We start from the raw sequence: 1,752 nt of genomic DNA on the forward strand, positions 1-1,752 counted from the left end.
ATATAATTTAAGACTGTTGTTAAACATAAGATAATTTAAAAGCTATGTTTTTTGGATCCCAAAAACATAGCTTTTTTTATTTTTCACTCTAAAAAGCAGCTTTTATATACCTGTTTCACCTGTATTCTGATAGGAACGAGGTACAATCCATAATGTAAGATTGCTAAACATTCAGGGCAAACCAGAGTTTCTGAGGTATTATTAGAAACAGCTTCTTAATCGAATGAAGAAAACAAGTAAAGGAAAGAGTCTATAAGGTTCTTTTATTAACAAAAAAAGACATCTGTTCCTATAAATATTACTTTGATTGATGTTACAGATGAGTTACATTTGGCAAATAACTCAGGAATATATCGCAATGAATTTATCAAAAGAAAACCTTGGGATTATCATAAAAGAAATTCGAGAGAAAAAGCATTTAACGCAAGAGCAGCTTGCCTTAAAGGTTGGTAAAAAGAGAAGCTACATCTCTAGGATTGAAAGCAAACAAGGAAGTAATATTAAAATCCAAACCTTTATAGAGATAGTAGAAAAAGGGTTTGGTGGAAACATTAGAATTGACTTATAAAAATGGCAATAAAAAAATCGGAACTGTACAGTTCCCTGTGGAAAAGCTGTGATGAATTACGAGGCGGAATGGATGCCTCACAATATAAAGATTATGTACTCACACTTTTGTTTGTAAAATACATATCTGATAAATATAAGGGTAAAAAGTTTTCAGCAATAAACGTTCCTGAAGGCGCATCATTTGACGATATGGTGGCTTTAGTCGGAACGTCGAATATTGGGGATGACATCAATAAAAAAATCCTGAATCCGATTAAAGAAGCGAATAGACTGAATGATTTTCCTGATTTTAACGACGAAGGAAAATTAGGTAAGGGAAAAGATTTGATTGATACCGTCAGCAACCTTATCCTTATCTTTAATTCGCCTGATTTGGATTTTTCGGGTAATAACGCGAATGACGATGATCTTTTGGGCGATGCGTATGAGTATTTAATGCGCCACTTCGCTACTGAATCGGGGAAATCGAAAGGACAGTTTTATACACCTGCTGAAGTAAGTCGTGTTTTAGCAAAGGTAATAGGCATCAATAGCAGTAACTCAACAGCACAAACCACAGCGTATGATCCAACGTGTGGGTCGGGTTCGCTGTTATTAAAAGTAGCAGAGGAAGCAGAGAAAAACATTACACTTTACGGACAGGAAAAAGAGATAGCAACTGCCAACCTTGCCAAAATGAATATGATTCTGCACGGAAATCCATCCGCAGAAATAATAGCAGACAATACGCTTTCCCGGCCTTATTGGAAAAATGACAACGATGAATCAGGGCTTAAAACTTTCGATTATATTGTGGCAAACCCGCCGTTTTCGTTGAAAAGTTGGAGTAATGGCGTACATATTAATAATGATGAATACGGTCGTTTTGATTTGGGAACACCTCCTGATAAAAATGGCGATTATGCGTTCTTATTGCATATCCTCAAATCATTGCGATCAAAAGGAAAAGGTGCAGTCGTATTGCCTCATGGTGTATTGTTCAGAGGAAATGCGGAAGGTGCCATCCGAAAAAACATTATCAAAAAAGGCTATATCAAAGGCATTATTGGTTTGCCTGCCAACTTGTTTTACGGAACAGGAATTCCAGCCTGTATTATTGTTTTAGACAAAGAAGATGCCGACCAGCGCAAAGGCATTTTTATGATAGATGCCAGTAAAGGTTTTGTGAAAGATGGCAATAAA

2 protein-coding genes are annotated in these 1,752 nt (G+C 36.1%); both read left to right on the forward strand.

What is annotated here, in order from left to right:
• Positions 1 to 319: 319 nt before the first annotated feature.
• Complete coding sequence (locus VNJ50_RS01855; protein WP_325578502.1) at positions 320 to 568, forward strand: helix-turn-helix transcriptional regulator; 249 nt, start codon at positions 320 to 322, stop codon at positions 566 to 568.
• Between the two features lie 2 nt (positions 569 to 570).
• Positions 571 to 1,752 (forward strand): class I SAM-dependent DNA methyltransferase (locus VNJ50_RS01860; RefSeq protein ID WP_325578504.1); only part of this gene is annotated, 1,182 nt, incomplete at its 3' end.

This window comes from Gelidibacter sp., from assembly GCF_035577925.1.
Classification (GTDB): domain Bacteria; phylum Bacteroidota; class Bacteroidia; order Flavobacteriales; family Flavobacteriaceae; genus Gelidibacter.